Annotated in this window: 19 protein-coding genes and 1 tRNA gene; 11 read left to right on the forward strand and 9 right to left on the reverse strand. The window is 73.6% G+C overall.

The genetic code is table 11. From position 1 onward, the window contains the following. Window positions 1-161 precede the first annotated feature (161 nt). Window positions 162-893: a response regulator transcription factor gene (locus HNR76_RS10175; RefSeq protein ID WP_162310538.1), complete on the reverse strand. Its 732-nt coding sequence runs from the start codon at window positions 891-893 to the stop codon at window positions 162-164. Window positions 894-1,009: 116 nt separating this feature from the next. Between HNR76_RS10175 and HNR76_RS10180 the strand changes: the two genes are divergently transcribed. The 4 genes from HNR76_RS10180 (at window position 1,010) to HNR76_RS10195 (ending at window position 11,529) form a co-directional block, all read left to right on the forward strand. Continuing rightward, on the forward strand, window positions 1,010-2,806 hold the full coding sequence (locus HNR76_RS10180; protein ID WP_162310537.1) for an autotransporter assembly complex protein TamA: 1,797 nt from the start codon (window positions 1,010-1,012) through the stop codon (window positions 2,804-2,806). Further along, a complete protein-coding gene (locus tag HNR76_RS10185; protein ID WP_162310536.1) occupies window positions 2,803-6,594 on the forward strand; it encodes a translocation/assembly module TamB domain-containing protein in 3,792 nt (1,263 codons plus the stop codon). The genes HNR76_RS10180 and HNR76_RS10185 overlap by 4 nt, the downstream gene beginning before the upstream one ends. Before the next feature lie 207 nt (window positions 6,595-6,801). Then, on the forward strand, window positions 6,802-8,958 hold the full coding sequence (locus HNR76_RS10190; RefSeq protein WP_246429095.1) for a S46 family peptidase: 2,157 nt from the start codon (window positions 6,802-6,804) through the stop codon (window positions 8,956-8,958). A gap of 192 nt (window positions 8,959-9,150) precedes the next feature. Then, on the forward strand, window positions 9,151-11,529 hold the full coding sequence (locus HNR76_RS10195) for a Tex family protein (RefSeq protein ID WP_162310535.1): 2,379 nt from the start codon (window positions 9,151-9,153) through the stop codon (window positions 11,527-11,529). Between the two features lie 109 nt (window positions 11,530-11,638). Here HNR76_RS10195 and HNR76_RS10200 read toward each other — a convergent pair whose 3' ends face one another. Further along, on the reverse strand, window positions 11,639-11,995 hold the full coding sequence (locus HNR76_RS10200; RefSeq protein WP_162310534.1) for a carboxymuconolactone decarboxylase family protein: 357 nt from the start codon (window positions 11,993-11,995) through the stop codon (window positions 11,639-11,641). Between the two features lie 97 nt (window positions 11,996-12,092). Between HNR76_RS10200 and HNR76_RS10205 the strand changes: the two genes are divergently transcribed. Further along, window positions 12,093-12,410, forward strand: a complete 318-nt coding sequence (locus HNR76_RS10205) for an ArsR/SmtB family transcription factor (RefSeq protein ID WP_162310533.1) — start codon at window positions 12,093-12,095, stop codon at window positions 12,408-12,410. 43 nt (window positions 12,411-12,453) lie between these two features. Beyond that, complete coding sequence (locus HNR76_RS10210) at window positions 12,454-12,981, forward strand: rhodanese-like domain-containing protein (protein WP_343059302.1); 528 nt, start codon at window positions 12,454-12,456, stop codon at window positions 12,979-12,981. 74 nt (window positions 12,982-13,055) lie between these two features. Here the strand turns inward: HNR76_RS10210 and mnmG are convergent, their stop codons facing one another. Next, window positions 13,056-14,960 carry a tRNA uridine-5-carboxymethylaminomethyl(34) synthesis enzyme MnmG gene (gene mnmG, locus HNR76_RS10215; RefSeq protein ID WP_162310671.1) on the reverse strand — a complete coding sequence of 635 codons (1,905 nt, stop codon included), beginning with the start codon at window positions 14,958-14,960 and terminating at the stop codon, window positions 13,056-13,058. A 465-nt stretch (window positions 14,961-15,425) separates the two neighbouring features. Further along, window positions 15,426-16,154, reverse strand: a complete 729-nt coding sequence (locus HNR76_RS10220) for a hypothetical protein (protein ID WP_162310531.1) — start codon at window positions 16,152-16,154, stop codon at window positions 15,426-15,428. Between the two features lie 294 nt (window positions 16,155-16,448). Here HNR76_RS10220 and HNR76_RS10225 point away from each other — a divergent pair, with 294 nt between their 5' ends. Then, entirely contained in the window at window positions 16,449-17,045 is a 597-nt protein-coding gene (locus tag HNR76_RS10225) for a YdcF family protein (RefSeq protein ID WP_162310530.1), read from the forward strand. Window positions 17,046-17,074: 29 nt separating this feature from the next. On the opposite strand, the gene bioC is transcribed toward HNR76_RS10225, so the two are convergent. From bioC to bioB, 4 genes are all read right to left on the reverse strand, one after another. Next, window positions 17,075-17,959, reverse strand: coding sequence for a malonyl-ACP O-methyltransferase BioC (bioC, locus tag HNR76_RS10230; RefSeq protein WP_162310529.1), 885 nt, complete (start codon window positions 17,957-17,959; stop codon window positions 17,075-17,077). A 29-nt stretch (window positions 17,960-17,988) separates the two neighbouring features. Continuing rightward, a complete protein-coding gene (bioH, locus tag HNR76_RS10235; protein WP_162310528.1) occupies window positions 17,989-18,753 on the reverse strand; it encodes a pimeloyl-ACP methyl ester esterase BioH in 765 nt (254 codons plus the stop codon). 154 nt (window positions 18,754-18,907) lie between these two features. Next, window positions 18,908-20,116, reverse strand: coding sequence for an 8-amino-7-oxononanoate synthase (gene bioF, locus HNR76_RS10240; RefSeq protein ID WP_162310527.1), 1,209 nt, complete (start codon window positions 20,114-20,116; stop codon window positions 18,908-18,910). 55 nt (window positions 20,117-20,171) lie between these two features. Beyond that, window positions 20,172-21,203 carry a biotin synthase BioB gene (bioB, locus tag HNR76_RS10245; protein ID WP_162310526.1) on the reverse strand — a complete coding sequence of 344 codons (1,032 nt, stop codon included), beginning with the start codon at window positions 21,201-21,203 and terminating at the stop codon, window positions 20,172-20,174. Between the two features lie 86 nt (window positions 21,204-21,289). Between bioB and HNR76_RS10250 the strand changes: the two genes are divergently transcribed. After that, the gene (locus tag HNR76_RS10250; protein ID WP_162310670.1) at window positions 21,290-22,012 is read left to right on the forward strand and encodes a ComF family protein; all 723 of its coding nucleotides are present in this window, start codon (window positions 21,290-21,292) and stop codon (window positions 22,010-22,012) included. A 143-nt stretch (window positions 22,013-22,155) separates the two neighbouring features. On the opposite strand, the gene ubiA is transcribed toward HNR76_RS10250, so the two are convergent. Then, on the reverse strand, window positions 22,156-23,064 hold the full coding sequence (gene ubiA, locus HNR76_RS10255) for a 4-hydroxybenzoate octaprenyltransferase (RefSeq protein WP_162310525.1): 909 nt from the start codon (window positions 23,062-23,064) through the stop codon (window positions 22,156-22,158). Window positions 23,065-23,184: 120 nt separating this feature from the next. Here ubiA and HNR76_RS10260 point away from each other — a divergent pair, with 120 nt between their 5' ends. The 3 genes from HNR76_RS10260 to HNR76_RS10270 all read left to right on the forward strand — a co-directional run bounded on the left by HNR76_RS10260 (window position 23,185) and on the right by HNR76_RS10270 (window position 25,476). Then, window positions 23,185-24,216 (forward strand): NAD(P)-dependent alcohol dehydrogenase, encoded by a 1,032-nt coding sequence (locus tag HNR76_RS10260; RefSeq protein WP_162310524.1) that lies wholly within the window; start codon window positions 23,185-23,187, stop codon window positions 24,214-24,216. 117 nt (window positions 24,217-24,333) lie between these two features. Next, a tRNA-Arg gene (locus HNR76_RS10265) sits at window positions 24,334-24,410 on the forward strand. A 25-nt stretch (window positions 24,411-24,435) separates the two neighbouring features. Beyond that, window positions 24,436-25,476 (forward strand): LacI family DNA-binding transcriptional regulator, encoded by a 1,041-nt coding sequence (locus HNR76_RS10270; protein ID WP_162310523.1) that lies wholly within the window; start codon window positions 24,436-24,438, stop codon window positions 25,474-25,476. The last annotated feature ends 48 nt before the right edge of the window (window positions 25,477-25,524 follow it).

Here is a 25,524-nt window from a genome sequence, read left to right on the forward strand (position 1 = left end):
GGGCGGCGGGCATCGTTCCAGTGCCGGCAGCGGTTGCAGACACGCGCCGGAATACCGCGGGCCTGGCGACCCGCTGCAGGGGGATTGTTGATAAAGGCGAGACCCGGATCAGTAGCCGGGCCTCTCCTTCGCTCACGCTCGCTCACGCCGAGTGGGGCGGCTCAGTCGTTTTCGGGCAGGACCAGGTAGCCGGCGCCGCGCAGCGCGCGCACCGGCAGGGTGCGGCCGGTGGACCTGCGCACCCGCCCGCGCAGCCGGTGCACGAGCATCTCCAGGCGATGGGGGTCGAAGTCCCAGGGCGCATCGGTGATGGCCGCGATCAGGGTGTCGCGATCGACCGGCTGGCCCGGCGTGGCGAACAGCTTCTGCAGGAAGCCGCGCTCGGCCCGGCCCAGATCCAGGGTGCTTCCGTCCGGGGCGCACAGGCGCCAGCCGGCCGCCTCCAGGCGCCAGGCCGGGGGGAGCGCTGGCACGGGCACCTCCGCATGCCCGCTCGCGGCCGGCTCCAGCCGGCGCCGCAGGGTGATCAGGCCGGCGGCCAGCACGTCCAGGTCCACCGGCTTGACCAGGTACAGGTCCGCACCGCGCTCGAGCCCGTGCGCCATGTCGTGCGCCGCGCCGCGGCCGGTGAGCATCACGATGCCCACCTGCGAGGATTGGCGCAGGTGCGCGGCCACGCTGCAGCCGTCCTCGCCCGGGAGCCCCAGGTCGAGCAGCACGATGTCGCAGGCATGGACCGCCATGTGGCGATAGAGCGCTTCGGCGCTGTCCAGCTCGACCGGGCAGGCGCCGCGATCGACCAGCTCGGCCATCAGCAGGGCCCGCAGTTCGGGATCGTCCTCCACCACCGCCACGCGCAAGCCGGACAACGCGCGTGCGTCGTCGTCCGCCATCGCAACAGCACAATCGGTCACCGCGTCCCCGGCAAGCCTTCACACGGCCTTGATGCTAGCACGCAGGCGAAGGCGTTCTTCAGCTTGCACCGGGCCGTTCCCGGTATCCTGCGCCGATGTCGTCAGGCCTCTTCGTCCGCAACTGCGTTCTGGCTCTCGTGCTGGCGGGCGCGTTCGCGGGGCCGGCGCTGGCGCGCGGCACCATCGAGCGGGTGCACATCCGCGGGCTGGAGGCCGATGCCGACGAGGCGATCTTGCAGAACGTGCGCCTGGCCCTGAGCCTGAACGACTCGCTGGGCCAGCCGCAGGGCGAGTCGCGGCTGGAATACCTGCTGTTACGCACGGAGAAGGAAGCACGGCAGGCGCTGGAGCCGTTCGGCTACTACTCGCCGACGATCGAGGTGGAGGCTCCGCGCGATGCCGACGGCGACATCGTGGTCACCCTGCACATCGACAAGGGCGAGCCGGTGACCGTGCGCGACGCGCACGTGGCCATCATCGGCCCGGCCAGCCAGGACCGCTACATGCGCAGCGACGTGGACGACTTCCGCCCGCGCAGCGGCGAGGCGTTCGACCACGCCGTCTACGAGGCCAGCAAGGACGGCATCACCCGGCGCCTGGCCGAGCGCGGCTATTTCGACGCGGACTTCATGCAGCGGCGGGTGCGGGTGACCCGTGCCGAGCAGGCCGCCGACATCGAGCTGGTCTGGGACAGCGGCGCCCGCTACGACATGGGGCCGACGGCATTCCACCAGGACTACTTCCGCCCCGGCCTGCTGGAGAAGCTGGTGACCTGGGAGGAAGGCAGCTACTTCCACCAGGGCAAGCTGGACCGCCTGCGCGAGTCGCTGGTGCGGCTGGACTACTTCGGCGCGATCGACATCCAGGCGCACCCGGAGGACGCCGGCGACGACTACCAGGTGCCGGTGGACGTCAACCTGGTGCTGGCCAGGCGCAACGTCTACACCGCCGGCCTGAGCTACGGCACCGAGAGCGGCACCGGCGTGCGCCTGGGCGTGGAGCGGCGCTACGTCAACGCCCGCGGGCACAAGCTCAACTGGGACCTGGACTGGGCGCAGCGGCGCAAGAGCCTGCTCACCCAGTACCGGGTGCCGGCCTTCGCCTGGCTGGACGGCTGGTACGGCTTCTCCCTGGGCGCCTACGACGAGCAGACCGACTACATCGACCTGCGCAACCTCAGGCTCACCGCCAGCCGCAGCGGCGAGATCGACGATCACTGGACCGCGGTGGCCTCGCTCAACGCGCTGCGCGAGCGCTGGAGCTACGACATGGACCTGGACACCGGCCAGCGTCTGTACGCGTACGCCACCTTGCTGTACCCGGAGCTGACCGCCAACTACGTGGACGTGGACGACCGCCTGTTCCCGCGGCGCGGGATCAGCGCCAGCGTGTCCCTGCGCGGCGGCGTGGAAGGCGCCGGCTCGGACGCCAGCTTCGTCCAGGCCTGGGCCAGCGCCACCTGGTTCAAGGGCATGGGCGCGGACGGCCGCCTGATCGTGCGCGGCGAGGCCGGCACCACCTGGACCGACGCGCTGGTGGACATGCCGCCGAGCCTGCGCTTCTTCGCCGGCGGCGACCGCAGCATCCGCGGCTACGCCTGGCGCGAGGTCGGCCCGCGCACGCCGCCGCCGGACAACTACGCCCTGGGCGCCAAGAACGTGGTCACCGGCTCGGTGGAGTACGAGCACTACCTGCGCGGCGGGCCCTGGGGCGGGGCGGTGTTCGTGGATGCCGGCGACGCCTTCGACGACGGCTTCGATGCGCGCGTGGGCGTGGGCGTGGGCCTGCGCTGGCGCTCGCCGGTGGGCCCGGTGCGGGTGGACATCGCCCATGGCCTGGACCGCCCGGACTCGCAGTTCCAGGTGTACCTGAGCCTGGGAGCCAACCTGTGAGCGCGCCCGCGCCCGGCGCGCCACGGCCGCGCTTCTACCGGCGGCGGCGGTTCTGGGCCTGGTCGGGCCTGGCCGCGCTGGCCGCGGCCATCGCCGCGCTGGGGCTGCTGTACTGGCTGCTGCAGACCGTGGCCGGGCGCGACGTGCTGCTGGCGCAGATCGTCTCGCGCCTGCCGGCCGGCGCCTCGCTGAGCTGGGACCGGGCCGAGGGCCCGCTGGCCGGGCCGCTGACCCTGCACGGCCTGGATTTCCGCTACCAGGACTACCGCTTCACCGCGCGCCGCGCCTACCTGGACCCGGACATCCGCCCGCTGCTGGGCCGGCGCCTGCGCCTGGACGCGTTCGAGCTGGAAGGCGCCGAGCTGGGCCTGGCCCGCAGCGACGAGCCGTTCGAGCTGCCGCGCTGGCCGCAGTCGCTGCCGGCGATCGAGATGCCGATCGCGATCCAGGCCGACCGCATCGCGGTCGACGGCCTGAAGGTGAGCTCCGGTGGCGAACCGCTCATCGACATCCGCAGCCTGCGCGGCGGCATCGACGTCGCCAACGGCTCGCTGCATGCCGAACGCCTGCAGGTGGACAGCGACCTGGGCCTGTTCTCGGTGCATGGCGACTACCAGCCGGCCCGCGACTACCGCGCCGACCTGCAGGTGACCGCGGTGTTCCCCGCGCCGCGCGGGCGCAGCCCCGCGCGGCTGGGGTTGATCGCGCGCGGCGACCTGTCGGGGATGGAAGTGGGAATCGGCGGGCGGGCACCGGAACCGCTGCGGGCCACGCTCAGCCTGGGCGGCGACCAGGACGCCCCGCGCTGGCGCCTGCAGGCGCGCAGCGACGGCCTGGACCCGGCGCTGCTGCTCGGCGGCGAGCCCATGCCCGAACCGCTGGCCTTCCACCTGCAGGCCCAGGGCGAGGGCGGCGCAGCGCAACTGCAAGGCGGGGTGCGCCACGGCGGCCAGGACATCGTCGTTGCGCCCTCGCAGCTTCGCCTGGAAAACCAGGTGCTGGAGGTCCTCCCGCTGGTGCTCGAACTGTACGAGGGCCGCGTGCGGCTGCGCGGCACTGCCGACTTCACCGATCCGCAGGACGCGCGCTTCCGCTTCGCGCTCGACACCCAGGGCATCCGGCTGCAGGGCCAGGACCCGGCGGCGCCGGCCATCGGCGTGGAGGCGACGCTGGGCCTGGCCGGCACGCTCCAGCGCTGGGCCGCCTACGGCGAGGCCACGCTGCAGCGCGGCGGCGAACAGGCCGCAGTGGAACTGGACGTGCGCGGCGACGCGGCCCGCGCCCGCATCCATGCGCTGCGCGCCAGCATGCCCACCGGCACCCTGCAGGCCAGCGGCGAGGCCGGCTGGGACCCGCGGCTGGACTGGGACCTGACGCTGGCGCTGGACGGCTTCGACCCGGGCTACTTCGTCCCCGGCTGGGACGGCCGGGTGAACGGCCGGCTCGCCAGCCGCGGCCAGGCGCGCGACGACGCCGGTTTCGATGCGCAGGTGGAGCTGGAAGACCTGGGCGGGCGCCTGCGCGGACGCGCGCTGGACGGCAGCGGCCGCTTCGCCCTGCGCGGCGAGGAAGGCGAAGGCGCCCTGGCGCTGGCGCTGGGCGAGAGCCGCCTGCGTGCCCAGGGCCGCATCGCCGGCGAGCGCATCGACGTGCAGGCGCACGCGCAGCCCCTGCGCCTGGACGACCTGCTGCCCGATGCCGCCGGCAACGTACAGGGCGAGCTGCGCCTGACCGGCTCGCGCCACGCACCGGACCTGCACGCGGCGCTGCAGGTCCGTGGCCTGCGCTGGGACGACTGGGCCGCCCAGGCCCTGGACCTGCAAGGCCACCTGCCCTGGCGCGGCCGCGGCGGCGACCTGGCCCTGACCGCCACCGACCTGCAGGCCGGCCTGCCGGTGCAGCGCCTGGCCGTGCGTGCGCGCGGCGCGGTCGAGGACCTGCAACTGGAGGCGGAAGCCGAGAGCGCGCAAGCCGCCCGCCTGTCCCTGGCCGGCCACGCGCGCCGCCGCGGCGGCGGCTGGCAGGGCACGCTGGAGCGGCTGCGGATCGCGCCGGTGCGCGGCCAGCCCTGGTCGCTGCAGGCGCCGGCCGAGTTCTCCATCGCCGGCGCCCGCACCGTGCTGCAGCCGGCCTGCCTGGCGGTCGCCGAAAGCGGCGATGGCGACGCCTCGCTGTGCGCGCAGGCCGACTGGCCGCGCCAGGGCCTGTCGGTCACCAGCCAGCGCCTGCCGCTGACCCTGCTGCATCCCTGGCTGCCGCGCAACGAAGGCCGCGCCCTGGTGCTGCGCGGCGACCTCACCCTGGACGCGCACCTGCGCCCGCAGGCCAACCGCTGGACCGGCGAGGTGCACCTGGCCTCGCCCGACGGCGGCCTGCGCCTGGGCGACCGCACCCGCCGCGAGATCTTCCGCTACGACCAGTTCAGCTTCGACCTGGCCTTCGACCCCACCCGGATCCACGGCCGCCTCGGCAGCGGCTTCAAGGGCGACGGCTACATCGACGCCACCTTCGACACTGGCTGGGACGGCCACTCGCCGCTGACCGGCGAGATCTACACCTACATGTCGCAACTGTTCTGGCTGGAGCTGCTGTCGCCGGACCTGGTGCGTCCGCGCGGCGTGGTCCGCGGCCACGTCAGCCTGCGCGGCACCCGCGGCCAGCCGGCGCTGGGCGGGCAACTGCTGCTGGAGGACTTCCAGGGCGAGCTGCCGGTGCTGGGCCTGGCCCTGAGCGAGGGCAAGGGCAGCCTGGACGCGCAACCGGACGGTTCGGCGCGGATCGCCGCCTCGGTGAAGTCGGGCGAAGGCACCCTCCATGTCGACGGCGGCCTGTCCTGGTACGGCCAGGCCACGCCGCTGCAACTGCGCATCCACGGCCGCGACGTGCTGGTCTCCGACACCGCGATGCTGCGCGCGGTCGCCGCGCCCGACCTGCGGTTCAGCCTCCGCGGCAAGACCATGGTCCTCGATGGCGAAGTCGCCGTGCCCAGCGCCACCATCAACCTCGAACGCCTCGACCAGGGCGCCTCGGTGTCCGAGGACGTGGTCGTCGCCGACCCGGTCGACCCGGAGGAAGCCCCCAGCGCGCCGCTGGAGATGGACCTGGCCCTGGTGCTGGGCGACCAGGTCGAGCTGAGCGGCTACGGCCTGGACGGCAGCCTGCAGGGGCGCCTGCAGGTACGCGCCCGGCCCGGCCGCGAGATGACCGCCACCGGCGCGCTGGACGTGGCCGGCAAGTACGAGGCTTACGGCCAGCAGTTGCAGATCTCGCGCGGGCAGATGACCTGGAGCAACAACCTGGTGACCGACCCGCGCGTGAACCTGCGCGCCGAGCGCCGCATCGGCGACGTCACCGCCGGCATCGACGTCACCGGCAACGCCCTGCAGCCGCGCGTGGAGGTGTGGTCCAACCCGTCGATGCCGCAGTCCGAGGCGCTGTCCTACCTCATCCTCGGCCGCAGCCTGGAAGGCGCCACCCGCGCCCAGGCCAATCAGGTCACCGCCGCCTCGGCGGCGATGTCGGCCGGCACCAGCCTGCTGGCCGCGCGCCTGGGCGCCAAGCTCGGCTTCGACGACGCCGGCGTGACCCAGTCGCGCGCCCTGGGCGGCTCGGTGGTGGGCGTGGGCAAGTACCTCTCGCCCAAGCTCTACATCGGCTACGGCGTGTCGATGGTCGGCAGCGGCCAGGTGCTGATCCTGAAGTACCTGCTGCGCAAGGGCTTCGACCTGGAGATCGAGTCGAGCACGGTGGAGACGCGCGGCTCGGTGAACTGGCGAAGGGAGCGATAGCGGCAGGACGCGGCGGCGACCGCGATGGCGGCGTGGGCATGCCTGGCCGCAGTGCGCGGCCGCCGGCTGAAGCCGGCTCCTGCAAGGGCGGCACGCGGGCTCGCATCGGCGCGAAACACCACGGCCGTCGCATCCATGACCGGCGACGGTTGTTCCGGGCAACGCCGCCGGCTACGGTCCGGGGCTGCACCCGCACGGATACCCGACATGACCCCGAACACGCGCATCGGCCGGCCCATCCGCCTGTCCCTGGCCTGCCTCTGTGCCCTGGCCACTGCCGCGCACGCCGACGAAGGCATGTGGATGCCTTCGCAACTGCCGCAGGTCGCCGCGCAGTTGCGCCAGGCCGGCTACGCCGGCGACCCGGCCGCGCTGGCCGACCTCACCGCCGCGCCGATGAACGCGGTGGTGCGCGCCGGCGGCGGCACCGGCGCCTTCGTCTCCGCCGACGGCCTGGTACTGACCAACCACCACGTGGCCTACGGCACGATCCAGTACAACAGCACGCCGCAACGCGACCTCATCGAGGCCGGCTACGTCGCCGCCGACCGCGCCGCCGAACTGCCGGCCAATCCCGATTTCCGGGTGCGGGTGACCGTGGGCTTCGACGAGGTCACCGGCACGGTGCTGCGCGCCGCTCGCGGCAAGCACGGCCGTGCCTACCACGACGCGGTGGACGCGGCCGCCAAGCGCCTGGTCGCCACCTGCGAACAGGACGGCCAGATGCGCTGCAGCGTGGCCAACACGGACTACGGCAGCGCCTTCTACCTGGTCCGCCAGCTCGAGCTGCGCGACCTGCGCCTGGCCTACGCGCCGCCGCGTGCCATCGGCAACTACGGCGACGAAACCGACAACTTCATGTGGCCGCGCCACACCGGCGACTTCACCTTGCTGCGGGCCTACGTCGGCCGCGACGGCAAGCCGGCGGCGTATTCGCCCGACAACGTGCCCTACCATCCGTCCTCGCACCTGCAGGTGTCCGCGCAAGGCCCGAAGGCCGGCGACTTCGCCATGCTCGCCGGCTATCCCGGCATCACCTATCGCAACCGCACCGCGGCCGAGTTCGCCCAGCAGGTGGGCGCGACCCTGCCGGCGCGCGTGGAGGTGTTCGACGCCCTGGCCGCCACCATCGAGCGCGCCGGACGCGACGCGCCCGAGGCGCGCACGCGCTACGCCGCGCAACTGCAATCGCTGAAGAACAACCGCAAGCGCGCGGTCGGCGAACTCCAGGGCCTGCGCCGCAGCGACGCGGTGCGCCTGCGCGGGGAAGACGAGCGCGCCATGCTCGCGGCCACCGGTGGCCGCGATGCGCGCGACATCGCCGCATTGGCGCAGGTGCTGGCCCGGGCCTCGGCCAGCGGCGAGCGCGACCTGCTGCTGGCCCTGGTCGCCAGCCAGACCCAGTTGCTGCGCGCGGCCCTGCAACTGGAACGGCTGCGGATCGAGTCGGCCAAGCCCGACGCGCAGCGCGAAGGCGGCTACCAGGAACGCGACCTGGCCCTGATCGAGGGCATGCTCGAACAGGTCCAGCGCCGCTACGACCCGGCGGTGGAGAAGGCCCTGCTGGGCGAGCTGCTGGGCCGCTACCAGCGCCTGCCCGATGCGCAGCGGCTGCCGGAGTTCGATGCCGCCTTCGGCCGCGCGCCGGCCGAACTGGCGGCCCGGCTGGACGCGCTGTACGCCGCCACTGCCCTGGGCGAGGCACCCGCGCGGCTGTCGCGCCTGGCCGCCGCGCGCCAGGGCCGCGCGCTGGAAGCCGACCCGCTGCTGCACCTGGCCGCGCAACTGCTGCCGGCGCAATTGCGCCTGGAAGACGAACGCAAGGCCCGCGACGGCGAGCTGCTGCGCCTGCGCCCGGCCTACATGCGCGCGCTCACCGCCTGGCGCCCGCGCCAGGGCGGCGCGGCCTATCCCGACGCCAACGGCACCCTGCGGGTGAGCTATGGCCGCGTGGAAGCCCTGCAGCCGCGCGACGCGGTGGCCTACGCTCCCGTCACCACGGTGGCCGGCATCGTCGAGAAGCACACCGGCCAGGCGCCCTTCGACGCCCCGCGGCCGCTGCTGGACGCCATCGCCGCGGGCGACTTCGGCCACACCGCCGACCCGGCGCTGGGCACCCAGACGGTGAACTTCCTCACCAACCTGGACACCACCGGCGGCAACTCCGGCTCGCCGGTGCTCAATGCCCGCGGCGAGCTGATCGGGCTGAACTTCGACAGCAACTGGGAGGCGGTGAGCGCGAGCTGGTGGTTCGACCCGCGCTACAAGCGCGCCATCCACGTGGACATGCGCTACATGCGCTGGCTGATGGAGAAGGTGTACCCGGCGCCGCACCTGCTGCGGGAAATGGGCCTGGAGCGATGAACCGCCCGCCGCACGCGCCCGCTGTTACGCCGGCGGCGCGGGCATCCGGCCGCTGACCGGGACACGGCGGCGGATTCCGGCGCCGCCGGCCGCATCGCTGCGCGACGGGCGGCGCATTGTCAACGGGTTACATCGCCACGATGCGGTTGCCACAATCGGCCCTTCGCTTTTCCGCCGCAGAACCCGCACTCCATGACCGAGATGTCCGCCGCGCTCGCGCGCAAGATCGCCCAGACCATCGCCGAGGAGATCGGCGCGCAGACCGCGCAGGTGCACGCCGCCGTCGGCCTGCTCGACGAGGGCGCGACCGTGCCGTTCATCGCCCGCTACCGCAAGGAGGTCACCGGCGGCCTGGACGACACCCAGTTGCGCAACCTGGAAACGCGCCTGGGCTACCTGCGCGAGATGGAGGAGCGCCGCGCCACGATCCTGGCCAGCATCGACGAGCAGGGCAAGCTGAGCGACGATCTGCGCGCGCAGATCGAGGCCGCCGACAGCAAGTCGCGGCTGGAGGACCTGTACCTGCCGTACAAGCCCAAGCGCCGCACCCGCGCCCAGATCGCACGCGAGGCCGGGCTGGAGCCGCTGGCCGACGGCCTGCTCGCCGATCCGTCGCAGGTGCCCGAGGAGTTCGCCGCGTCGTTCGTCGACGCCGGCAAGGGCGTGGCCGACGCCAAGGCCGCACTGGAAGGCGCGCGCGCGATCCTGATCGAGCGCTGGGGCGAGGACGCCGCCCTGCTGGGCGAGCTGCGCGGCTGGCTGGAGCGCGAGGGCGTGATCCGCGCGAAGGTGGTCGAGGGCAAGGAGGCCGCCGGCGAGAAGTACCGCGACTACTTCGACCACGCCGAGCCGCTGGCGAAGATCCCCTCGCACCGCCTGCTGGCCCTGTTCCGCGGCCGCCGCGAGGAATTCCTGCAACTGGAACTGGAGCCGGGCAGCGACGCGGAGGCCGGCAACGCCTATGCCGAGGGCCGCATCGCCCTGCAGGCCGGCATCGCCGACCGTGGCCGCGCCGCCGACGCCTGGCTGCGCAATGCCTGCCGCCTGGCCTGGCGCGCCAAGATCCACCTGCACCTGCTGCTGGACCTGTTCAACCAGGCCCGCGAGAAGGCCGAGGCCGAGGCCATCGCCGTGTTCGGCGACAACCTCAAGGACCTGCTGCTGGCCGCGCCGGCCGGGCCGAAGGCGGTGCTCGGCCTGGACCCGGGCCTGCGCACCGGGGTGAAGGTCGCGGTGGTCGACGCCACCGGCAAGCTGGTGGCCACCGACACCATCTACCCGCACGAACCGCGCCGGCAGTGGGACGCCTCGCTGGCGTCGTTGAAGAAGCTGTGCCTCGCCCACGGCGTGCGGCTCATCGCCATCGGCAACGGCACCGCCTCGCGCGAGACCGACAAGCTGGCCGGCGACCTGCTCAAGTTGGTACCCGAGCCGGCGATGCAGAAGATCGTGGTCAGCGAGGCCGGCGCCTCGGTGTACTCGGCCTCGGAGCTGGCGGCCAAGGAATTCCCGAACCTGGACGTGTCGCTGCGCGGCGCGGTGTCCATCGCCCGGCGCCTGCAGGACCCGCTGGCCGAGCTGGTCAAGATCGAGCCCAAGGCGATTGGCGTGGGCCAGTACCAGCACGACGTGGACCAGTACCGCTTGGCGCGCGCGCTGGACGCCCGGGTCGAGGACTGCGTGAACGCGGTCGGCGTGGACGTGAACACCGCATCCAGCGCGTTGCTGGCGCGCGTCTCCGGCCTGTCGTCCACGGTGGCCGAGAACATCGTCGCCTTCCGCGACCAGAACGGCGCCTTCCCCTCGCGCAAGGCGCTGCTCAAGGTGCCGCGGCTGGGCGAGAAGACCTTCGAGCAGTGCGCCGGCTTCCTGCGCATCGCCGAAGGCGAGCAGCCGCTGGACGCTTCCTCCGTGCACCCGGAAGCCTATCCGGTGGTCGAGCGCATCCTCGCCGGCAGCGGCCGCGGGGTGAAGCAGATCATCGGCGACGGCGCGTTCCTGCGCGCGCTCAAGGCCGAGCAGTTCACCGACGAGAAGTTCGGCCTGCCGACCGTGCGCGACATCCTCAAGGAGCTGGAGAAGCCCGGCCGCGACCCGCGCCCGGAGTTCAAGGCGGCCCGCTTCGCCGACGGCGTGGAGGACATCAAGGACCTGCGCCCGGGCATGATCCTGGAAGGCGTGGTCAGCAACGTGGCCGCGTTCGGCGCCTTCGTCGACATCGGCGTGCACCAGGACGGCCTGGTCCACATCTCCGCCCTGTCCGACCGCTACGTGAAGGACCCGCGCGAAGTGGTCAAGGCCGGCGACATCGTCAAGGTCAAGGTGCTGGAGGTGGACGTGGCGCGCAAGCGCATCGCCCTGACCCGGCGCCTGGACGACGAGCCGGGGCAGGCGAACCCGCGCGGAGGCGAACGCGATCCGGGCCGCCGCGACGGCAGCCGCCCCGGTGGGCCGCCGCGCGACGCACGGGGTGGCGGCAACGCCCGCGGCGGCGCATCGCGCCCGCAGCAGCAGGCCGCGCCGTTCAACAGCGCCATGGCCGATGCGCTCAAGGGCCTGCGCCGGTCCTGAGGGCGTAGATCGGGGGCAGGCTTCCCGCTCGCCATCGCATCACCGCCTCCCCGCGCAGGCGGGGACGACGGCCGGGCAAGCAGCTACGGGAAATCGCCCGGCCAGCGCCTCAGGCCGCCGCCGCGCGGGCGAACTCGTCGTAGGCGGCCTGCGCGTTGGCCGCGTACATCAACGAAGGCCCGCCGCCCATGTAGACGGCCACGCCCAGCATCTCGCGGAACTCCTCCGGGGTCGCGCCCAGCTTCACCAGCGCCTTGGCATGGAAGCCCAGGCAGCCGTCGCAGCGGTTGGCCACGCCGATGGCCATGGCGATCAGTTCCTTGGTCTTCTCGTCCAGCGCGCCGGGCGCCATCGCCGCCTTGCTCAAGGCGCCGAAGCCGTGCATGACATCGGCATTGTGGCTGCGCAGCGCGGTCAGGTTGCGGGAGATGCCGCGGGTCAGCTCCTGGTAGGACGGGGTACTCATCGTTGGCTCCTGTCATCTGTCTTGGACGGCGGGCGGAAGGGCCGGCAACCGTTAATTAAGGTTACTCTAAATTAGAAACTTCTAATATACTAGCCGTATGAGCCCGCCCGTCACCCGCACCGACCGCAAGTTCATGCAGCAGGGCGCCGCCGAGGCGGCGGCGATGCTGCGCACCCTCGGCCACGAGCAGCGCCTGCTGGTGCTGTGCCTGCTGATCGGCCACGGCGAGATGACCGTCGGCGCGCTGCTGGAACAGGTGGACCTCAGCCAGTCGGCGCTGTCCCAGCACCTGGCGCGCATGCGCGACGACGGCCTGGTCGCCTGCCGCCGCGAGGCGCAGACGATGCACTACCGCATCGCCGACCCTCGGGTACGGACCCTGGTGGCGGCGCTCAAGTCCGTGTTCTGCCCCTGAACCGCTCTGTCCCCGAACCCCCGGATTCCCCCCAGGCATGCCGATGAAAACGATCCCTCCCCGTGCCGCCCTCGCCCTGCTCGACCAGGGCGCGCTGCTGGTCGACATCCGCGAGGCCGACGAGCACGCACGCGAGCGCATCCCCGCTGCCTGTTGCGTCCCCGTCTCCCGCCTGGCCGACGCGCCGCAACTGCGCCAGGGCGCAAGCCGCACGCTGCTGTTCCACTGCCGCTCGGGAATGCGGACCCGGGCCAACGCCGCCGCCCTCCAGGCAGCGGCCGCCGGCTGCGAAGCCTATATCGTGGAAGGCGGGCTGGATGCCTGGAAGCGCGCCGGCCTGCCGGTGGCGCGCGATCGCCGCGCACCGCCGGAACTCAACCGCCAGGTGCAGGTCGCCGTCGGCGGCCTGCTACTGCTCGGCACCGCGCTGGCGGCGACGGCCTCGCCCTGGTTCCTGCTGCTGCCCGGCTTCCTCGGTGCCGGCCTGCTGTTCGCCGGCCTGTCCGGCTTCTGCGGCATGGCCCGGCTGCTGGCGCGGATGCCCTGGAACAAGGCGTTGCGCACCCCCTAGGCAAGCGAGCCACGCCGGCTGCCAGTGCGCGCTCGCCATGGGCCTGCGAGGACTGCGACGTGCCGTCCGTTCCTTCACGCCACCCGGCCGCGCCGCACCCGCTCCAGGTGCACCAGCAGCAGCGAGATCGCCGCCGGGGTCATGCCGGGGATGCGCTGGGCCTGGCCGAGGGTGAGCGGGCGCACCCGTTCCAGCTTCTGCCGCACCTCGGCCGACAGGCCGCGCACGGCGGCGTAGTCGAAGCCTTCCGGGACCGCGGTTTCCTCGTGGCGCCGCTGGCGCGCGATCTGTTCGTGCTGGCGGTCCAGGTAGCCGGCGTACTTGACCCCGATCTCCACCTGCTCGGCCACCTGCGCATCGCCGGTGCCCGGCCCCAGGCCCGGCACCCGCATCAGCGCGGCGTAGCCCAGTTCCGGGCGCTTGATCAGGTCCAGGGCGGTGGCCTGGCGGCTCACGGCCACGCCCAGGGTCGCCTCCACCGCGCGGCCCAGCGCATTGCCCGGCGCCGCCCACAGCGCGCGCAGGCGCTCGGTTTCCCGTTCGATCGCCTCGCGCTTGGCGGAAAAGCGCGCCCAGCGCGCATCGTCCACCACGCCCAGCCCGCGGCCGATCTCGGTCAGGCGCAGGTCGGCGTTGTCCTCGCGCAACTGCAGCCGGTACTCGGCGCGGCTGGTGAACATGCGGTAGGGCTCGGGGGCGCCGTGGGTGATCAGGTCGTCGACCAGCACCCCGAGGTAGGCCTGGTCGCGGCGCGGCGCCCAGCCGTCCTGCCCGCGCGCTTGGCGCGCGGCGTTGATCCCGGCCAGCAGGCCCTGCGCGGCGGCCTCCTCGTAGCCGGTGGTGCCGTTGATCTGGCCGGCGAAGAACAGGCCCGACACCGCCCGCGTCTCCAGCGTGGGCCTGAGCCCGCGCGGGTCGAAGAAGTCGTACTCGATGGCGTAGCCGGGGCGGGTGACGTGCGCGCGCTCGAAGCCGCGGATGCTGTGCACCAGTTCGAGCTGCACGTCGAACGGCAGCGAGGTGGAGATGCCGTTGGGATAGATCTCGGCGACGTCCAGGCCCTCGGGCTCGACGAAGATCTGGTGGCTGGGCTTCTCGGCGAAGCGCACCACCTTGTCCTCGATGGACGGGCAGTAGCGCGGGCCGATGCCTTCGATCTGGCCGCTGTACAGCGGCGAACGGTCCAGCGCGCCGCGGATGATGTCGTGGGTGCGCTCGGAGGTGTGGGTGATCCAGCACGGGACCTGGCGCGGGTGCTCGCGCGCATCGCCCAGGAAGGACATCGCCGGCAGCGGGTCGTCGCCGGGCTGCGGCTCCATCACCGAGTAGTCCAGGGTGCGGCCGTCGATCCGCGGCGGAGTGCCGGTCTTGAGCCGGTCCACGGCGAAGGGCCGCTCGCGCAGGCGCGCGGCCAGGGCGGTGGACGGCGGGTCGCCCATGCGCCCGGCGGCGTACTGGGCCTGGCCGACGTGGATCTTGCCGGCCAGGAAGGTACCCGCGGTCAGCACCACCGCCGGCGCCTCGAAGCGCAGGCCGGTGTGGGTGACCGCGCCGCGCACGGCGTCGCCGGCATCGCCCGTGCCGTTTTGGATCAGCAGGTCGTCCACTGCGGCCTGGAACACGGTCAGGCCCGGCTGGTGCTCGACGATGCGGCGGATGGCGCTGCGGTACAGCCCGCGGTCGGCCTGGCAGCGGGTGGCGCGCACCGCCGGCCCCTTGGAAGCGTTGAGGGTGCGCCACTGGATGCCGGCCAGGTCGGCCGCATGGGCCATGGCGCCGCCCAGGGCGTCGATCTCCTTGACCAGGTGGCCCTTGCCGATGCCGCCGATGGCCGGGTTGCAGCTCATCGCGCCGACGGTCTCGATGTTGTGGGTCAGCAGCAGGGTGCGCGCACCCGCGCGCGCCGCGGCCAGCGCGGCCTCGGTGCCGGCGTGGCCGCCGCCGATCACGATCACGTCGTAGCGGTGGAAGGAGTTCATGGTCATGGGGAATAAGCCGGCTGGCCGCGCACGGGCGATGGCGGCGCAAGGCCGCGATTCTACTGCGGTCGCGGCGGCGGCCCGGCGCGGACTTGGCATGGTTCCTGCTGCGACTACCCTGCACCCGCAGCGGCATGCGTCAGGGGCGCGGCTGGGTTTGGAACAGGGACCAGCCACGCGCGCGGCGGGGAAGCACGGGGGCCGGTAGTCGGGGGACTGCCGGCCCCTTTTTCGTTCCCGCCCGCCCTTGGCCGAAGAGGCCGCAACGGCCCCCGGAGCCTTCAACGACACAGCCCGGCGCGAGCCGGGCTGGAAGGGGCGTCGATGTCCGACAGGGCCGGAACAGGGGGGATCCAGATTTCCTGCCGGACATCGACATGGACGTGCCATGCGGGTCAGAAGGTGACGCACATGGTCATGCGCGCGTTAGCTTGCGGCCAGAAGCGGCACAACGCAAGAGGGAACTCAGCGCCGGGGCGTGTCGCGCCTCACAGTCCGCGTCGAAGCCGGGCGCTGTGCGCGCACCGGCCCGCTGGAATCGCGCCGCGGCGCGGATTCGATGCTGGGCCTCATCGGCCGCACCGGCACCTGGGCGGCGCGCTCGATCCGGCCGCCTTCGGCGGCGGCGGCCGGCGGCCGTGGCGCGCGCATCCCGTCGGCCGGCCTCGGACTCTGCGGCGGCGATGCTCTGGGACCTTCCACGCCGCTACGGTTCCCCTGCGGTGCCCGCGGCCCGTATTGCGGCCTTGGCGGCTGCGCGCCCTCGCCGCGGCGCAGGCGCTCCAGGTTGCGCCATGGCGCGCCGTCCTGGCGCGGCGTATCGGGCCGGTGGCCATCGGCGGGCGGGCGCGGCGGCGGCCCGCCGTGGCCCGGATGCGGTCGCGTGGGCGGCCCGTTGTGGCCCGGACGCGGCGGCTGCACGTGCGGGGGGCGGTAGACCGGCGGCCGGGAGTAGTAGCCGCCCCGGTAGGGTGTGGCGTACGGCGACAGGTAGGGCGTGTAGTAGCCCAGGCCGTACGACAGGCCGGGGCTGTAGCCGTAGGGGTAGACGACCGAGCCCGAGGAGTAGCGGGTCACCGTCTGCCCGGTGTAGTAGCCGCCGCCCTGGTCCACGTAGCCGTAGGTGCTGCAGCCGCCCAGTGCCAATACCAGCGCCAGGCCGGCCAGCGATCGCGCTTTTATGGGCATTTTCATGGGCATTCCCCCGTCCGGTGAGGCTCCAGCTTCGCATGGCGCATTGAATCGGTGCTTAATCCCGCCGTTGCGACGCCGGCTCGCTCAGCCTGGGGACAGCCTGCGCGCCTGCCGGGGTGTCCGGGGCATGCGCTACCCTTGGACCATGCTTGGGGCCCCGCACACCGATCCGCCCGACGCCGACACCGGTGCGCGCCGCCCACGCGGCCGCGGACCGCGGCGACCGGACCCGGCGGGACGCGCCGCCGGCCCACGTCCGGGCGCGATCGGCCAGGGAGGACGCCCGTGGCGCGGATGAAGCGCAGGCGCGGGCGCATCGCCTGGCTCCTGCGCCTCGTGCTGGTGGTGGCGCTGTGGCTGGCGGGCGTGGCCGCGTGGATCGTCTGGGTCGGCCAGCACGATCGGGCCGGACCCGCCGACGCGATCATCGTGCTGGGCGCGGCCGCCTACGACGCCCGGCCATCGCCCGTGTTCGAGGAGCGCATCCGCCACGGCCTGGACCTGTACCGGCGCGGGCATGCGCCGGTGCTGCTGTTCACCGGCGGCTACGGCAGCGGCGCGCGTTTCGCCGAATCGCAGGTGGCGCGCCGCTATGCGCTGCGCCACGGCGTGCCGGACTCGGCGATCCTGATCGAGACCTCCTCGCGCACCACCCGCGAGAACCTGCTGGAGGCGCGCGCGCTGATGCAGCGCCACGGCCTGCGCCGCGCCATCGTGGTCAGCGATCCGCTGCACATGGCCCGCGCGCTGCGCCTGTGCCGCCGGCTGGGCATCGACGCAGCCGGCTCGCCCACGCCCAGCACCCGGTTCCGCAGCATCCAGACCCAGTGGAAGTTCCTGCTGCAGGAGGTCTACTTCTTCCACCGCGACCTGGTGCAGCGCGCCGCCTGAAGGACGCGCGGTGCCGCCGGGCGCGGGACTCAGGGCTGGCGCCGCCGGATCGGGATCGCCGCCAGCGGCACCGCGGCGATCTCGTGCCCGCCCTCGCGGATGGGCGCGCCCGGCGCCGGCGCCCAGGCCTGCGCGTAGATCACCTCCCAACTGCTGGGCAGGCGTCCGGCGCCGTCGCGCAGCGGCTCGTACGCCGCCGCCGCCGCCGCGAACCGCGCCCGCCCGGTGAGGCTGCGCCGGCGCGTGGCCAGCGCGTTGGTACCGCCGATTGCGCGCAGCTCGCGCATCAGCGCCGGCAGGTCGGGATAGGTCAGGGTGAACAGGTCGCGGTCCAGCACCGGGTCGCGGAACCCGGCGTCGACCAGCGCGTCGCCGAACCCGGCGATGCTGGCGAACGGGCTCACGTGCGCCGCCGCATCGGCGCCGGCGAAGGCCTCGCGCAGTTCGGCCAGCGTCTGCGGGCCGAAGCTGGAGCACAGCAGCAACCCGCCCGGCTTGAGCGCGCGGCGGAAGCCGGCGAACACCGCCGGCAGGTCCTCCACCCATTGCAGGCACAGGTTGCTGAAGATCACGTCGACGCTGCCCTGGGCCAGCGGCAGCGCGCGCGCGTCGGCGCAGACGCGGGCGAACGGCTTCCACCAGCCCGACTGCTTCCCGGCCTGGCGCAGCATCGGCAGGGCCAGGTCCAGGGCCAGGACCTGCGCCCTGGGCCAGCGCTTCTTCATCGCCGCCGCGGCATGGCCGGTGCCGCTGCCCACGTCCAGGACCACCGAGGGCACGGCGTCGTCGAGGTAGGCCAGCGATTCCAGCAGGCGCGTGCGCACTTCCGCCTGCAGGGCGGCGGCGGCGTCGTAGCCGCCGGCCGCGCGCGAGAAGGCGCGGCGGATGTGGCGGGGGTCGAATAGGGGATCCATCGGGGCGCTGGAGGATGGGCGGGTGCGGCTCACGGCCCCGCCGTGTCGGCGAAGGCGGCCAGCTCGGCCGCCACCGCCTTGACGTGGCCGAGGAAGGGGGCGTGGCCGGCACCGGCCAGTTCGACGAAGCGCGAGCGCGGCGCCCGCGCGGCGGCGGCGGCCATGCCCTTCGGGTCCACCAGCCGGTCGCGGCGCCCGGCCAGCCACAGGCTGGGGGCGCGCAGGCCGGGCAGGGCACGGCGCTGGTCGCTGCCGTCCAGCAGCGCCAGGCCGGCCCGCAGCGCGTCCGGGTCGGGCTCGCCGCGTTCGTGCAGCAGCGCGCGCAGGGCCTTCAGCTCGGCGCGGCCGTGTTCGGAGCCCAAGGTGTCCAGGGCGACGAAGCGGTCCAGGGTGCCGGCGAAATCGCGGCCCAGTTCCTCGCCGAAGCGCTCGAACACGGCCGGCTCCACCGCGTGCGGCCAGTCCGGCCCGCGCACGAAGCGCGGCGTGGCCGCCACCATCGCCAGCCCGCGCACGGTCGGCAGGGTCGCCGCCGCGCGCAGGGCAAACACCCCGCCCAGCGACCAGCCCAGCCAGATCGCCGGCGGGACCCGGGCGGCGATGGCGCTGACCACGCTGGCCGGGTCCAGCGCGAGGCCGGTGCCGCGGCTGAAGCCGTGGCCGGGCAGGTCGACCAGATGCAGGCGGAAACGCGGCGCCAGGCGCTGGGCCAGCGGCGCGAACACGCCGCCGTGCAGGGCCCAGCCGTGGATCAGGACCAGGTCCGGGCCGCTGCCCAGGGTTTCGATGTGCATGGCGCCATTGTCGCCGATGCGATGGCCACCGGCACGCGGGCGGGCGGGATGGCCGCGGCCGGGTGGCCCGTGTCCGCGCAGGCGGCGGGCGGGCCGAGGCCACGCCGCCGGGCCGCCGCGCCGCTGGCGCGTTTGGCCGCGCAACGTCCCGCGCTCACCTGTCCGTATCGTGCCGGTCCGCGGCCGGCACGCGATCGCGCGCCTGGGCGATGGCCGCCAGCAACGCCTGCACCTGCGGCGGCGTGTGCAGCGCCGACAGGGTCACGCGCAGCCGCGAGCGGCCCTCGGGCACGGTGGGCGGGCGGATCGCGGTGACCATGAAGCCGGCCGCCTCCACCGCGGCGGACATCGCGCTGGCCGCCGCTTCCCCGCCGCACAACAGCGGCTGGATGGGAGTGGTCGAGGCCATCAGGTCCAGGCCCAGGCGGCCGGCGCCGGCGCGGAACAGCTCGATCAGCTCGTGCAGCCGCTCGCGGCGCCAGTCGTCGCGCCGGGCCAGCTTCAACGCGGCCAGCGAGGCGGCGGCCAGCGCCGGCGGCAGCGCGGTGGTGTACAGGTAGGGCCGCGCGGTGCCGGCCAGGTGCTCGATCAGCCCGGCGTCGCCGGCCACCACCGCGCCGTAGCCGCCCAGCGCCTTGCCCAGCGTGGCCAGGTGCAGCGGCACCTCGTCCACGCCCAGCCCGGCCTCGGCGATGCTGCCGCGCCCCTGCGGGCCGACCACGCCGATGCCGTGCGCGTCGTCCACGTAGAGCAGGGCCTGCTCGTCGCGCGCCACCCGCGCCAGCGCGCGCAGCGGGGCGATGTCGCCATCCATGCTGAACACGCCGTCGGTGGCCAGCATCGCCGCGCCGCCGGTGGCGTTGCGCAACTGCCGCATCGCGCCCTCCGCATCCAGGTGCGGGTAGCGGCGCAGGCGGCACCCGGCCAGGCGGGTGGCGTCGATCAGGCTGGCATGGTTGAGCCGGTCCTGGACGCAGACGTCGTCCTCTTCCAGCAGCAGCGCCTGCTGCACGGCGAGGTTGGCGGCGAAGCCGCTGCCGAACAGCAGCGCGCGCGGCACGCCCAGCCAGTCGGCCATCTCCCGCTCCAACTGTTCATGCAGGGCGTGGTGGCCGCAGACCAGATGCGAGGCGCCGGCGCCGGCGCCCTCGCGCGCGGCCGCGTCCTGCAGCGCGGCGCCGACCTCGAACTGCGAGGCCAGGCCCAGGTAGTCATTGCTGCAGAAGCCGGTCAGCCAGCGGCCGTCGACCTCCACCCGCACGCCGTCGCGGCGGGTGACGGTGCGGCGCCTGCGCTGGCGTCCCTGGGCCACGCGCAGGCGGCCCTGCGCCTGGACGCGCTCGTGGATATCGATACGGCTCATCGGCGTTTCCCCCCTGGGACCGGCCGGCGGACAACCCGCCGACCCGCCGTCCGGATTATGCCGCGCAGCCGCGGGCCGGGGCGGTGATGTCGGCATGCACCGTGCCGGGATGGTCGTGCCCGTCCGCATCCACCCGGACCGGCATCGGCACCAGCCCCAGGCGGGCGAACAGCGCCTGGTCGCGGCCGGTGTCCGGGTTGCCGGTGGTCAGCAGCTTCTCGCCGTAGAAGATGGAATTGGCCCCGGCCATGAAGCACAGTGCCTGCAGTTCGTCGCTCATCGCCTCGCGCCCGGCCGACAGCCGCACCATCGAGCGCGGCATCGCGATCCGGGCGACGGCAATCGCGCGCACGAACTCGAACGGGTCCAGCTCGGCGGTGCCGGCCAGCGGCGTGCCGGCCACCTGCACCAGGCGGTTGATCGGCACCGAGTCCGGGTGCGCGGGCAGGTTGGCCAGCGCCTGCAGCAGGCCGGCGCGCTGCTCGCGGGTCTCGCCCATGCCGACGATGCCGCCGCAGCAGGTCTTCAGCCCGGCCTGGCGCACGTGCTCCAGGGTGTCCAGGCGGTCCTGGTACTGGCGAGTGTGGACGATGTCGCCGTAGAACTCCGGCGCCGTGTCCAGGTTGTGGTTGTAGTAGTCCAGGCCGGCGTCCCGCAGCGCGTCGGCCTGGCCGGGCGAGAGCATGCCCAGGGTGGCGCAGGTCTCCAGGCCCAGCGCCTTCACCCCGGCGATCATCTGCGCCACCTTGGGGATGTCGCGGTCCTTGGGGCTGCGCCAGGCCGCGCCCATGCAGAAGCGCGAGGCGCCGGCGGCCTTGGCCTGGCGCGCCTTCTCCAGCACTTGGTCGGCCTCCATCAGCTTGGTCGCGTCCACCCCGGTGTGGTAGCGCTGGGCCTGCGGACAGTAGCTGCAGTCCTCCGGGCAGCCGCCGGTCTTGACCGACAACAGGGTGGAGACCTGGACCTCGCTCGGATCGAAGTGCTCGCGGTGGACCGTGGCCGCGCGGAACAGCAATTCCGGCAGCGGCAGGCCGAACAGGGCCAGCAGTTCCTCGCGGCGCCAGTCGTGGCGGATTTCCGAAGCCATGGAGCGGGATTTCCTGACGGCCGCAGCGGCCGGACGCGGGCAGTCTGGAAAGCGCCCCTCGCCCTGTCAACCGGAGTGCGCCCGTGATGGTTTACAGCCTGCGCCCGCCCTGGGCGGGGACCGGTCCGCTGCTGGCGCGGATCGGCGCCGCCCTGCTGCCGCCGCGCTGCCTGCTGTGCGGGGAGTCCGGCGGCCCCGGCCTGGACCTGTGCGGCGAATGCCGCCGGCGCCTGCCGTACGCCGGCCCCGCCTGCCCAAGCTGCGCCCTGCCCCTGCCCGCGCCCGCCACTTGCGGGGCCTGCCTGCGCCGGCCGCCCCCCCTGCACGCTGCCCGTGCCACGTTCGTCTACGCCGCACCGCTGGACCGGCTGCTGCCGCGCTACAAGTTCCACGGCGACCTGGCCGCCGGCCGGCTGCTGGCGCAATCGATGGCCGCCTCGTTGGTCGCCTGCGAGCGACCGCTGGCGCTGGTCCCCGTGCCCCTGCACCCCGGCCGCCTGCGCCGCCGCGGCTACGACCAGGCACTGGAGCTGGCGCGCCCGCTGGCGGCGGCGCTGGACCTGCCGCTGCGGGCCGGCGCCCTGCGTCGGGTACGCGCGACCGCGGCCCAGTCGGAACTGGACGCCCGCCGGCGCCGGCGCAACCTGCGCGGCGCCTTCCTGGCCGACGCGCGGCAACCACTGCCGGCGCACGTGGCCCTGGTCGACGACGTGATGACCACCGGCGCGACCCTGCATGCGGCCGCCGCGGCTTTGCGGCGGGCCGGGGTGGCGCGGGTCGATGCCTGGGTCTGCGCTCGCACGCCGTGACGATGGGCCGCTGCAATTCATCCCCCGCCGCGGCCCTCGACCCGCGCCGCAAAGCTCAAGCATCCGCACGGTCGCGCCCGCCTTCCGCTTGGGCGCCGCGCAGGCCAGCGCACCGCCGCGCTCCTTCCCGGTGCCGCCCGCCTTCAGCCCGCCAGCGCGTAATGCGCGGCGATGCCGGCGAACACCGCCGCGCCGACCCAGTTGTTGTGCAGGAACGCACGGAAGCAGGCGCCGCGCTCGCGATGCCGCGCCATCCGGAACTCCCAGGCGACCAGCGCCGCCGCCAGCGCCAGCCCGACCCAGTAGGCCGGGCCCAGTTGCGCCTGCCTGCCGGCCAGCGCCAGCGCCAGCAGCGCCAGCGCGTACAGCACGCCCTGCGCGACCAGGTCCAGGTCGCCGAACAGGACCGCGGTGGACTTGGCCCCGGCGCGGATGTCGTCCTCGCGGTCGACCATCGCGTACCAGGTGTCGTAGGCGGTGGCCCACAGGATGTTGGCGCAGTACAGCAGCCAGCCCAGCGCCGGCACCTCGCCCTGGACCGCGGCGAAGGCCATCGGGATGCCCCAGCCGAAGGCCATGCCCAGGTAGACCTGCGGCAGGTAGGTGTAGCGCTTCAGGTAGGGATAGCTCGCGGCCAGGAACAGGCCGACCAGGCTCAGCCCCACCGTCAGCGCGTTGAGGGTCAGCACCAGCGCGAACGCCACCAGCATCAGCGCCGCGAACACCGCCAGCGCCTCGCGCCCGGACACCGCGCCGGTGGCCAGCGGCCGCCGCTTCGTGCGCTCCACCTTCGGGTCCAGCCAGCGGTCGGCGTAGTCGTTGATCACGCAGCCGGCCGAGCGGGTCAGCCACACCCCGGCGGTGAACACGAACAGGACCCACGGCGGCGGCATCCCGCCGGCGGCCAGCCACAGCGCCCACCAGGTGGGCCACAGCAGCAGCAGCACGCCGATGGGGCGGTCGCCGCGGAGCAGCTTCCAGTATTGGCCCAGGCGCTCGCGCCAGCGCGGCACGGGTGCCGGGGCCGGCGTCTCGTAGCGTTCGTATGCCATGGCGGAAGTCTATCGTCCCGGGCCGCCACCGGCGCCCGCGCGGCGCGCACCGTCCGGCTTCACCGGCATGTAACCGCCCCGTGCGCAGGCTGGCGGCTCATCGACGCTGCGGAGGCGGGCATGAAAGCCGTGCGTTTCATCCGGACCGGCCGCCCGGCCGAGATCGTGGACATTCCCCGGCCCACGCCCGGCCCCGGCCAGGTGGTGCTGAAGATCGCCGGCGCCGGGGTATGCCATTCGGACCTGCACATCCTGGACGAAGACCTGGGGCTGAAGGGGCCATTCGTGCTCGGCCACGAGAACGCCGGCTGGATCCAGGCCCTGGGTCAGGGCGTGGAGGGCTGGAAGGAAGGCGATCCGGTCGCCGTGTACGGGCCTTGGGGCTGCGGCCGCTGCCGCACCTGCCAGAGCTCGGCGGAGAACTACTGCGACAACCACGCAAGCCTGGGCACCATGGGCGGCGGACTGGGCGCGGACGGCGGCATGGCCGAGTACATGCTGGTGCCCTCGGCGCGGCAACTGGTGGCGCTGGGCGGGCTGGACCCGGTGCGGGCCGCGCCGCTGTCCGACGCCGCCCTCACGCCCTACCACGCGATCAAGCAGGCGCTGCCGCTGCTCACCCCGGAAGCGACCGTAGTGGTGATCGGCATCGGCGGGCTGGGCCACATGGCGGTGCAACTGCTCAAGGCGCTCACCCCGGCGACCCTGATCGCCGCCGACAACGACCCGGCCAAGCTCGACCATGCCCGCCAGCTCGGCGCGTCGCACGCCCTGGACACCCGCGACGGCGACGCGGCGGCCGAGGCGATCGGCAAGATCGCCGGGCCGCGCGGCGCCACCGTGGTGCTGGACTTCGTCGGCGCGCAGGCGACCGTGGACCTGGGCGCGCGCGTGGTCGGCCGCAACAGCCGGCTGACCGTGGTCGGCCTGGGCGGCGGCGTGGTGCACTACGCGGCCAACCGGCCGCCCTACGGCTGCCAGGTGACCGTGCCCTACTGGGGTTCGCGCACCGAGCTGATGGAGGTGATCTCCCTGGCCCAGGACGGACACATCCGGACCGAGGTGGAAACCTTTCCGCTGGAGCAGGCGCTGGACGTGTACCGGCGCCTGCGCGAGGGGAAGATCCGCGGGCGGGCGGTGCTGCTGCCCTGAGGCGCGCGACGCCCGGGCGATGCGGCCCGCGCCCTTCGGGGAGCGGGACTTCGCCCGGCGGAACCGGGGGTGCAGGCCGTTCTGCGGAAAACGTTTTCCGCTACACTAGCCGGCCACGCGCCTGTAGCTCAGCCGGATAGAGTAGTGGCTTCCGAAGCCATTGGTCGGGGGTTCGAATCCCTCCAGGCGCGCCATTCCGACTCGGTGCCTCAAGAGCGAATGCCCAAGCGCGAAAGCCAGAAGCCAGGCGCGGTAACGATCCTGGACGTGGCCAAGCACGCCGGGGTCTCGCCGATGACCGCCTCGCGCGTCATCAACGGCAACCCGCGCGTGGGCCAGGACCTGCGCGAGCGCGTGCAGGCCTCGGTGCAGACGCTGCGCTACCGGCCCAACCTCGCCGGGCGCTCGCTGCGCACCACCGGCTCGGCGCGCATCGGCGTGCTGTACAGCAACCCGTCGGCCGCCTACCTCAACGAGCTGATGCTCGGCATCCTCGAGCAGAGCAGCCTGAGCGGTGCGCAGGTGCTGGTGGAGAAGTGCGGCGGCATCGCCAGCCAGCGCGCGGCCACCCAGCGCCTGCTGGAAGCGGGCGTGGACGGCATCATCCTGCCGCCGCCGCTGTGCGATTCGCCGCAGACCCTGCGCGAACTGGACGAGCGCGGCATCCCGGTGGTGGCGGTGGCCGGTGCGCCGGTGGCCGGCGTCTCCTCGGTGCGCATCGACGACTACCAGGGCTCGCGCGCGATGACCCTGTACCTGCTGGAGCTGGGCCACACCCGCATCGGCTTCATCCAGGGCGATCCCAGCCATACCTCCGCGCAACTGCGCCGGCAGGCCTTCCTCGACACCCTGGCCGAATCCGGGCTGCGGATGCCCGAGGAATACATGGTGGTGGGCATGTTCACCTACCGCTCGGGCCTGACCGCCGCGCGCCAGCTCCTGGACCTGGAGCGGCGCCCGACCGCGATCTTCTGCAGCAACGACGACATGGCCGCCGCGGCGATGGCGGTGGCCCACGGCGCGGGCGTGCGCATCCCCGACGCGTTGACCGTGGTCGGCTTCGACGACACCCCGGTGGCCACCACGCTGTGGCCGGAGCTGACCACCATCCGCCAGCCGGTGACGGCACTGGGCAAGAACGCGGTGGCGCTGATGCTCGAGGAGATCCGCGCGCGTCGCAGCGGGCGCCGCCGCGAGGCGACCCACCAGGTGATGAAGCACACCCTGATCAAGCGGCAGTCCTCGGCCGCGGCCTCCTGATCCCCGCGCGCCGCGCGGGCGGTCCCATGCCGGAAGGATTCACGGCGC

The organism is Pseudoxanthomonas broegbernensis (assembly GCF_014202435.1).
GTDB classification, from domain to species: domain Bacteria; phylum Pseudomonadota; class Gammaproteobacteria; order Xanthomonadales; family Xanthomonadaceae; genus Pseudoxanthomonas; species Pseudoxanthomonas broegbernensis.